We start from the raw sequence: 7,851 nt of genomic DNA, 5'->3' as shown, positions 1-7,851 counted from the left end.
GCTTTTCAAAAGTGAGCCGCTGTCAGAGCGGAACCCTAGGTGGCCGTTACCTAAATAACGGATATGTACCCGGTCCAACTGTGTTGACTGCCAGGCCGCCTTCGCGAGCAAGCCCGCTCCCACAGTTGGATTGTGGGGTGTCAGATAGATAGGCGTCAGCCGGAAGGCCGTCATCGCAGGCAAGCCAGCTCCCACAGGGTTATTGATTGCATTCATGATCAGGTACACCCGAATAAGCTATGGTGCTCACACATAGTTATCTGTGAGCCACCATGCCCTTCCTCGCCCGCACCCACCCTCGCCTCTCATCTGCCGCCGTACTGGGCCTGGCCGTCGGCCTCCTGGTGCCGGCCGACACCCTCGCCAGCAAAATCCTCATCGGTTGGAACGCCGGGGTCTGGACCTACCTTGTTCTAATGCTGTGGCTGACCATTCGCGCCAAGGCCGAGGACGTCAAGCGCATTGCCGAAGTCGAAGATGAAAACGCCGGCCTGGTACTGTTCATGGTGTGCATCGCCGCCATCGCCAGCCTGGCCACCATCACCTTCGAACTGGTGGGCAGCAAGGACCTGGCCCCTTCCGAACGCTTGCTGCACTACGGTTTTACCGGGCTGACGGTGATCGGCTCCTGGCTGCTGATCGGGGTGATTTTCAGCGTGCATTACGCCCGGCTCTATTACACCTGGCCAGGCAAGGAGCCCGCCCTGCGCTTTGCCGAGGGCTTACTCACCCCGAACTACTGGGATTTCCTGTATTTCTCCTTCACCATCGGCGTAGCAGTACAAACCTCGGATGTGGGCGTCGCCACCCGTGGCCTGCGCAAGGTGGTGCTGGGGCAGTCGTTGATCGGTTTCTTATTCAACACCGCCATTCTCGGCTTTTCGATCAACATCGCCGCCGGGTTGTTTGGCTAGACTGCACAAACCTTCTAGACGCCCCTCCCGGCGTCGGCCGCTAATAGCCCTTCACTTTCCGCCTCGGTGTTGTATGCCTGCGCACAATTGGATCGACCTGTCCCAGGACGCCGACACCGGCATCGAGACCCTGCGCGCGCATTTTGAAGGCCATGCGTATGACCCCCATTGGCACGACAGCTACCTGGTGGGCGTGACCGAACAAGGCGTGCAGCAATTCAACTGCCGGCGCATGCGCCATGACAGCGTGCCGGGGCAGGTGTTCCTGCTCGAGCCAGGGGAGCTCCACGACGGCAATGCCCCGACGGTCGACGGTTTCACTTACCGTATGCTCTACCTCGACCCTCAGTGGCTGGAGCGGGAAATCTGCAGTGTCTTCGAAGAAGCACCCGCCCATCATCAACTGAGTTTCGCCAGCACCCTGGCCAGCGATCCGCGCCTGGCCCTGGCCACCAGCCATGCGTTTCAGAGCTTGCATCACGGCGAGCTGCGGATCGTGCGGCAAAGCGCGCTGGATCACTTGTTGGAACGCCTCACCGGCCAGCTTTACTGGCGCATGCGCTACCGCGATGACCCGCGCTTGCCACAGGTGGCGCACAAGGCCCGGGAATACCTGCATGCCCATCTGCATCAGGACGTCGGCATGGATGAACTCGCGCAGGCTTGCGGCGTCGATCGCTTTCGCCTGAGCCGCGCCTTCAAGAGCGCCTTCGGCCTGCCACCCCACGCTTATCTGGTGCAACTGCGCCTGGCACGGGCCCGGTATTTATTGGCCAAGGGCGACCAACCGGCAGACGTGGCGATGGCCCTAGGTTTCGCTGACCAAAGTCATTTGGGCCGCTGGTTCATGCGTGCTTATGGGCTGACACCGGCCGCGTACCGCAAGTGCTGCACAAATCTTCAAGACCGGTAACGCGCGGGCTTGTGAAGATGGACGCTCTAAATGAGTCCGCCGGAGTCACCCGTCATGCTGTCCACATTCATACCTTTCATGCTGTTCGCCTTTGTCGCCTCCATCACCCCCGGCCCGACCAATATCCTGGTACTGAGCAACAGTGCACGGTACGGCTTGAGGGCGGCGGTCCCGATTATCTTCGGCGCCTGCGCGGGGGCGGCCGGGATCGTACTGCTGGTGGGTTGCGGTGTCGGCCAGTCGCTGGTGCATCTACCTAAGGTGCAAACCGCCATGCAATGGGCGGGCGTGGCCTGGTTGAGTTACCTGGCCTGGCAGATTTTCATTGCGCCGCCTCAGGCCGTTGAAGTGGACTCGACACAAAAACCCCTGGGGTTGATCGGCGCGGCCAGCCTGCAGTTGGTCAACCCCAAGACCTGGATGATGACCCTGGCGGTGGTCAGTGTGTTTGCCGGTGACGGGCCACAGCGGCAAAGCCAGGTGCTGTACTTATCGCTGGGATTTTTTCTGATCGCCATTCCCTGCCTGGCAACCTGGGCGCTGCTGGGGGTTGGATCTGCGCGGGTATTTCGTTCGCCCAAGGCAATGCAGCGCTTGAACCGGGGCATGGCGCTGTTGCTGCTGGCGGCGACTTGGCTGGGTGTGATGGTGTGAGTACGACCGGTCATCTACCTTTGTCCTACAAATTCTTGACGGCTTTCTTACTTTAGTGGTTTCCTGAAACCGGTTTCAGTGATTCCAATAAAAAGAAGGTCGATGACCATGAACACTTTTTCTGCCGCCCAGCGCAGCCGCGTGACCATGCTCGACGTCGCCGAGCGCGCGGGCGTATCCAAGGCCAGCGTGTCGCGCTTTATCGGCGATGACCGCGCCCTGCTCTCCGATGCCATCGCCCTGCGCATCGAACAGGCCATCGACGAACTCGGTTATCGCCCCAACCAGATGGCCCGTGGCCTCAAGCGTGGGCGCACGCGCCTGATCGGCATGTTGGTGGCGGATATCCGCAACCCCTACTCCATTGCGGTGATGCACGGCGTCGAAACCGCGTGTCGCCAGCACGGCTACAGCCTGGTGGTGTGCAACACCGACCGCGATGATGAGCAGGAGCGCCAACACCTGGCGGCGCTGCGCTCGTACAACATCGAAGGCTTGATCGTGAACACCCTGGGCCATCACCTCGACCAACTGCTGGAACTGCAACGGGAAATGCCCCTGGTGCTGGTGGACCGCAAGGTCGAGCCCTTGCACAGCGACCTGGTGGGCCTGGATAACCCGGCGGCAGTGCGTATGGCGATGGACCATCTGGAGAAGCAGGGTTACCGCGAGGTGCTGCTGGTGAGCGAGACCACCGACGGCACCAGTTCACGCTTGGAACGCCTGGCGAGTTTCAACATCGAGATTGCCCAGCGCCCGGCGTTGACAGGTGCCGTGGTTGAACTGGATGGCGAATTGGAAAACCGTCTGCAAGCCTTTCTCGCCAAACCCGGCCCCAAGGCACTGTTTTGCGCCAATGGCGTGGCGGCGCTGGCCTGCACCCGTGCGCTCAAGGCGCTGGGCTGCGACCTGTTCGCAGACGTGGGCTTGATCGCCCTGGATGACCTGGACTGGTACCCGCTGGTAGGTAGCGGCATCACCGCCCTCGCCCAACCGACGCAAGCGATTGGCGCCAGCGCCTTCGACTGCTTGCTCAAGCGCCTGCGCGGCGATACCGCCCCCACCCGCACCCTGGATTTTTTACCCGAGCTGATTATCCGCGGCTCGACTCAATCCCCTGTGGGAGCGGGCTTGCTCGCGAATGCGGTGTGTCAGCCGCTTCCAAGCTGACTGACACACCGCATTCGCGAGCAAGCCCGCTCCCACATTTTGTTCTGCGCATGAAAATGAAACCGGTTTCAGAGGTAAACAACAATGCATAAATACCCCGTCTCCATCAGCCTTTCCAGCTACGGCGCCGACCTGGTTCGCCAGCAGGGCCAATTGAGTTTTGTCGCGCTGCTGAGCGCCGCCGGTGCCCAGCGCATTGAATGGCGTGAAGAACTGCTCACCACCGAGCAACCGGCCGAGCTGGCCCTGGCCGCTGCAGAACAAGGCCTGGAATCAGTCTTTTCCTCGCCCTTGGAACTCTGGGTCGCCGGCCGTGCCCAGCCCAATGCCGAGCTGGCCGCTACCCTGGATCGCGCCCAGGCCTTTGGTTCGGGCTGGTTGAAAGTGTCCCTCGGTTACTTCACCGACACCAACGATCTGGAAAGCCTGCACGCCCTGCTCAACCGCCACCCGGTCAAGTTGCTGGTGGAAAACGACCAGACCCTGCACGGCGGGCGCATTGAACCGATGCAACGGTTCTTCACCGAAGTCGAACGCCTGGGCCTGCCAGTGAAAATGACCTTCGATATCGGCAACTGGCAGTGGCAAGACCAATCCGCGCTCACCGCTGCGCGGTTGCTGGGCCGGCATGTGGATTACCTGCACTGCAAGGCCGTGGCCCGTCGCGCCGACGGCAAGCTGGTGGCCTTGCCGCCGGGCGCCACCGACCTGCGTCTGTGGGAACAACTGCTTAAACACATGACTCAAGGTATTACCCGGGCGGTGGAATTTCCGTTGCAGGGCGATGACCTGATCGAGGTCACCGCGCAACAGGTCACCACCCTCGCCCGCCTTGGCCAACCCCATGTGGAGAACGCCCATGTCTGAGATCGATATCCTCTCGTTTGGCGAAACCATGGCGATGTTTGTCGCCGAACAGACCGGCGACCTGGCCCAGGTCGGGCAGTTTCACAAACGCATTGCCGGCGCCGACAGCAACGTCGCCATCGGGCTGTCGCGCCTGGGGTTCAACGTGGCCTGGCTGAGCCGCGTGGGTAACGACTCCCTCGGGCGTTTTGTGGTCGACACCCTGAGCAAAGAGGGGCTCGATTGCCGCCATGTGGCCGTCGACCCGCTGCACCCTACCGGCTTTCAACTCAAGTCCCGTGAAGAGGCCGGCGCAGACCCTCAAGTGGAGTACTTTCGCAAAGGCTCGGCCGCCAGCCACTTGTGCATCGACGCCATCCACCCGACGTTGCTGCAAGCCCGTCATTTGCACGCCACCGGCATTCCGCCAGCGTTATCCGACGCCACCCGCGCACTGTCGTTCGAGCTGATGACGCAAATGCGCAAGGCCGGGCGCAGCGTGTCGTTCGACCCGAACCTGCGCCCGTCCCTGTGGGCCAGCCAGGCGCAGATGATCCGCGAAATCAACGCGTTGGCCGCTCTGGCCGACTGGGTGTTGCCGGGCCTGGGCGAAGGTCGCCTGCTCACCGGGTTCGACGACCCGCAAGACATCGCCGCGTTCTATCTCGACCAGGGCGCCGAAGCCGTGGCAATCAAGCTCGGCGCCGAGGGCGCCTATTACCGCACCCATATGGACCAGGGTTTTGTCGCCGCCGTACCGGTGGCCAAGGTGGTGGATACGGTCGGTGCCGGCGATGGCTTTGCCGTGGGCATGATCAGCGCCCTGCTGGAAAACTCAAGCTTCCCCGAGGCCGTGCAGCGCGGCAACTGGATCGGCAGCCGCGCCGTGCAGAGCCGTGGCGATATGGAGGGTTTGCCGACCCGCGCTGAATTAACCACCCGATCCGTTGCGTGACCCATTACCTGTTGCCACAACTACAACAAGCTCAGGAGCAACCCCATGGAAACCGTGAAACTCGCCACCCGTCGCTGGTGGTACATCATGCCTATCGTGTTTATCACCTACAGCCTGGCCTACCTGGACCGCGCCAACTACGGCTTCGCCGCCGCGTCCGGCATGGCCGAAGACCTGATGATCACGCCGGGCATGTCTTCGCTGCTCGGTGCGCTGTTTTTCCTTGGCTACTTTTTCTTCCAGGTGCCAGGGGCGATCTACGCGCAAAAGCGCAGCGTCAAGAAACTGATCTTCGTCAGCCTGATCCTCTGGGGCGGCTTGGCCACGCTGACTGGCGTGGTGTCCAACGCCTACATGCTGATCGTCATCCGCTTCATGCTCGGGGTGGTCGAGGCCGCCGTGATGCCGGCCATGCTGGTATACCTGTGTCACTGGTTCACCCGTGCCGAACGCTCGCGGGCCAACACCTTCCTGATCCTCGGCAACCCGGTGACCATGCTGTGGATGTCGGTGGTGTCGGGCTATCTGGTGCAGCATTTCAGCTGGCGCTGGATGTTCATCATCGAGGGCCTGCCGGCAGTGTTGTGGGCGTTTATCTGGTGGAAGCTGGCCGATGAGCGTCCCAAGGATGCCCAGTGGCTGAGCGACGCCGAAAAGCACAGCCTGGAAACCGCCCTGGCCGCCGAACAGGTGGGGATCAAGGCCGTGAAAAACTACGCCGAGGCGTTCCGTTCGCCCAAGGTGATCATTCTGGCGCTGCAGTTCTTTTGCTGGAGCATTGGCGTGTACGGCTTCGTGCTGTGGCTGCCATCGATCCTCAAGGCCGGTTTGCAGATGGACATGGTCGAAGCCGGCTGGCTCTCGGCGCTGCCTTACCTGGCGGCGGTGATCGGCATGCTCGTGGTGTCCTGGGGTTCGGACAAGCTGCAAAAACGTAAGCGTTTTGTCTGGCCGCCGCTGTTGATTGCGTCGATTGCCTTCTACGCGTCCTACGTGCTGGGCGCCGAACACTTCTGGTGGTCCTACACCTTGCTGGTGATCGCCGGGGCGTGCATGTATGCACCCTACGGCCCGTTTTTCGCCATCGTCCCGGAAATCCTGCCGGCCAACGTCGCCGGTGGCGCCATGGCGCTGATCAACAGCATGGGCGCCCTGGGCTCGTTCGGCGGCTCGTACTTGGTGGGTTACCTCAACAGCAGCACCGGCTCGCCCGGCGCTTCTTATCTGCTGATGAGCGGCGCGCTGCTGCTTTCCGTGGTGCTGACGATTTTCCTCAAGCCCGGCGCCAGTGACCGCTCGCCGGCGCCAACCCTGGAATTGAAGGTAAAAACCTCATGAAAAAGTCTGTCGTGCTGTACAAAAAACTCTCCGCGCCGCTCATGGCTCGTCTGCATGAGCAGGTCGAGGTCACGCTGATTGACGCACTGGATGAAACCGGCCTGGCCAAGCTGCGCGATGCCCTGCCCACCGCCCATGGCCTGCTGGGTGCAAGCCTGCGCCTGGACGCACGGCTACTCGACCTGGCGCCCCAGCTGGAAGCCGTGGCCAGCGTCTCGGTGGGCGTCGACAATTACGATATCGACTACCTGACCGAGCGCGGCATCCTGCTGAGCAACACTCCGGATGTGCTTACCGAGACCACCGCCGACACCGGTTTTGCGCTGATCCTGGCCACCGCGCGGCGCGTGGTGGAACTGGCTGACATGGTGCGTGCCGGCCAGTGGAACAAAAACATCGGCCCGGCGCATTTTGGCAGCGATGTCCATGGCAAGACCCTGGGCATCATCGGTATGGGCCGCATCGGCGAAGCCCTGGCCCAGCGTGGGCATTTTGGCTTCGGCATGCCGGTGATCTACCACAGCCACTCGCCCAAGCCGGCGGTTGAGGCACGCTTTGGGGCGCAGTACCGCAGCTTGCAGGCCTTGCTTAAAGAGGCGGATTTTGTCTGCCTGACATTACCGTTGACGGCTGAAACCGAGAAGTTGATTGGCGCCGAGGAATTCGCGCTGATGGGGCCAGAGACGATCTTTATCAATATCTCGCGAGGCAAGGTGGTGGATGAGGCGGCGCTGGTGCAAGCGTTGCAGCAACGCACTATCCGCGCGGCGGGGTTGGATGTGTTTGAGAAAGAGCCGCTGGATCATGCGTCGCCGTTGTTGCGGTTGAATAATGTGGTAGCCACGCCGCATATTGGCTCGGCGACCCATGAGACGCGGGAGGCGATGGCTAAGTGTGCGGTGGATAATCTGCTGGCGGCACTGGCTGGCGAAAAGCCGGTAAACCTGGTGAATCCAGGGGTATGGAGGCACTGATACAACACAAGAGCAAATGTGGGAGCGGGCTTGCTCGCGAAGGCGGCCTCACAGTCAACGCAGCTGGATTGTGTACATATCCATTGC

General features: G+C 61.7%; 8 protein-coding genes and 1 pseudogene. 8 read left to right on the top strand and 1 reads right to left on the bottom strand.

The features are described 5' to 3' along the window. Nucleotides 1-216: pseudogene (locus A7K61_RS33370) on the bottom strand (hypothetical protein); the annotation flags it as partial. 56 nt (nucleotides 217-272) lie between these two features. Here A7K61_RS33370 and A7K61_RS29825 point away from each other — a divergent pair. From A7K61_RS29825 to A7K61_RS29790, 8 genes are all read left to right on the top strand, one after another. Beyond that, entirely contained in the window at nucleotides 273-914 is a 642-nt protein-coding gene (locus A7K61_RS29825; protein WP_069558968.1) for a DUF1345 domain-containing protein, read from the top strand. A gap of 73 nt (nucleotides 915-987) precedes the next feature. Continuing rightward, nucleotides 988-1,827 (top strand): AraC family transcriptional regulator, encoded by an 840-nt coding sequence (locus A7K61_RS29820; protein ID WP_069558967.1) that lies wholly within the window; start codon nucleotides 988-990, stop codon nucleotides 1,825-1,827. A 54-nt stretch (nucleotides 1,828-1,881) separates the two neighbouring features. Further along, nucleotides 1,882-2,481 (top strand): LysE family translocator, encoded by a 600-nt coding sequence (locus A7K61_RS29815; protein ID WP_047710729.1) that lies wholly within the window; start codon nucleotides 1,882-1,884, stop codon nucleotides 2,479-2,481. A gap of 108 nt (nucleotides 2,482-2,589) precedes the next feature. Further along, complete coding sequence (locus tag A7K61_RS29810) at nucleotides 2,590-3,651, top strand: LacI family DNA-binding transcriptional regulator (protein WP_069558969.1); 1,062 nt, start codon at nucleotides 2,590-2,592, stop codon at nucleotides 3,649-3,651. A gap of 84 nt (nucleotides 3,652-3,735) precedes the next feature. After that, the gene (locus A7K61_RS29805) at nucleotides 3,736-4,518 is read left to right on the top strand and encodes a sugar phosphate isomerase/epimerase (protein ID WP_069558966.1); all 783 of its coding nucleotides are present in this window, start codon (nucleotides 3,736-3,738) and stop codon (nucleotides 4,516-4,518) included. Next, nucleotides 4,511-5,452, top strand: coding sequence for a sugar kinase (locus tag A7K61_RS29800; protein WP_069558965.1), 942 nt, complete (start codon nucleotides 4,511-4,513; stop codon nucleotides 5,450-5,452). Before A7K61_RS29805 ends, A7K61_RS29800 begins: the two co-directional genes overlap by 8 nt. Nucleotides 5,453-5,497: 45 nt before the next feature. Further along, nucleotides 5,498-6,790, top strand: coding sequence for an MFS transporter (locus tag A7K61_RS29795; RefSeq protein WP_069558964.1), 1,293 nt, complete (start codon nucleotides 5,498-5,500; stop codon nucleotides 6,788-6,790). Then, nucleotides 6,787-7,764 carry an NAD(P)-dependent oxidoreductase gene (locus A7K61_RS29790; protein ID WP_069558963.1) on the top strand — a complete coding sequence of 326 codons (978 nt, stop codon included), beginning with the start codon at nucleotides 6,787-6,789 and terminating at the stop codon, nucleotides 7,762-7,764. The genes A7K61_RS29795 and A7K61_RS29790 overlap by 4 nt, the downstream gene beginning before the upstream one ends. Nucleotides 7,765-7,851: the final 87 nt, after the last annotated feature.

It is taken from the genome of Pseudomonas sp. AP42, from assembly GCF_001728935.1.
GTDB classification, from domain to species: Bacteria; Pseudomonadota; Gammaproteobacteria; order Pseudomonadales; family Pseudomonadaceae; genus Aquipseudomonas; species Aquipseudomonas lactis.
Note: the sequence above shows the minus strand (reverse complement) of the source record. Positions and strands in the feature narration are given on the sequence as shown.

Coding starts and splice junctions, on each gene's coding strand:
- A7K61_RS29820 (WP_069558967.1), top strand. CDS start 988: ATGCCTGCGCACAATTGGATCGACCTGTCCCAGGACGCCGACACCGGC.
- A7K61_RS29800 (WP_069558965.1), top strand. CDS start 4,511: ATGTCTGAGATCGATATCCTCTCGTTTGGCGAAACCATGGCGATGTTT.
- A7K61_RS29795 (WP_069558964.1), top strand. CDS start 5,498: ATGGAAACCGTGAAACTCGCCACCCGTCGCTGGTGGTACATCATGCCT.
- A7K61_RS29810 (WP_069558969.1), top strand. CDS start 2,590: ATGAACACTTTTTCTGCCGCCCAGCGCAGCCGCGTGACCATGCTCGAC.
- A7K61_RS29805 (WP_069558966.1), top strand. CDS start 3,736: ATGCATAAATACCCCGTCTCCATCAGCCTTTCCAGCTACGGCGCCGAC.
- A7K61_RS29825 (WP_069558968.1), top strand. CDS start 273: ATGCCCTTCCTCGCCCGCACCCACCCTCGCCTCTCATCTGCCGCCGTA.
- A7K61_RS29790 (WP_069558963.1), top strand. CDS start 6,787: ATGAAAAAGTCTGTCGTGCTGTACAAAAAACTCTCCGCGCCGCTCATG.
- A7K61_RS29815 (WP_047710729.1), top strand. CDS start 1,882: ATGCTGTCCACATTCATACCTTTCATGCTGTTCGCCTTTGTCGCCTCC.